Origin of the sequence: Acetobacter sp. DsW_059 (assembly GCF_002153695.1) — a bacterium.
GTDB classification, from domain to species: domain Bacteria; phylum Pseudomonadota; class Alphaproteobacteria; order Acetobacterales; family Acetobacteraceae; genus Acetobacter; species Acetobacter thailandicus.
Map to the genome: position 1 here is coordinate 1 of NZ_JOPI01000076.1, position 251 is coordinate 251.

The 251-nt window shown below is 53.0% G+C and carries 1 pseudogene; it reads left to right on the plus strand.

The annotated features are described in order from the left end of the window. Positions 1 to 251, plus strand: a pseudogene (locus tag HK25_RS13435) (IS5/IS1182 family transposase); the annotation flags it as partial.

Here is a 251-nt window from a genome sequence, read left to right on the forward strand (position 1 = left end):
CGCACAAGACTTTATATAATCGCTTCATTCGGTGGAGCCGCCTGGGTGTCTTTGACAGGATTTTTAAAACCCTGGCAGAACAGGCGGGTCGTTCGAAGCGTCTGATGATCGATGCCACACATCTCAAAGCACACAGAACGGCAGCCTCTCTGCTTAAAAAAGGGCTTTTCCCCGCCATATCGGGCGAACAAAAGGCGGTCTGAACTCAAAACTGCATGCCATGTGCGATGATCAGGGGCGGCCTGTCCGCC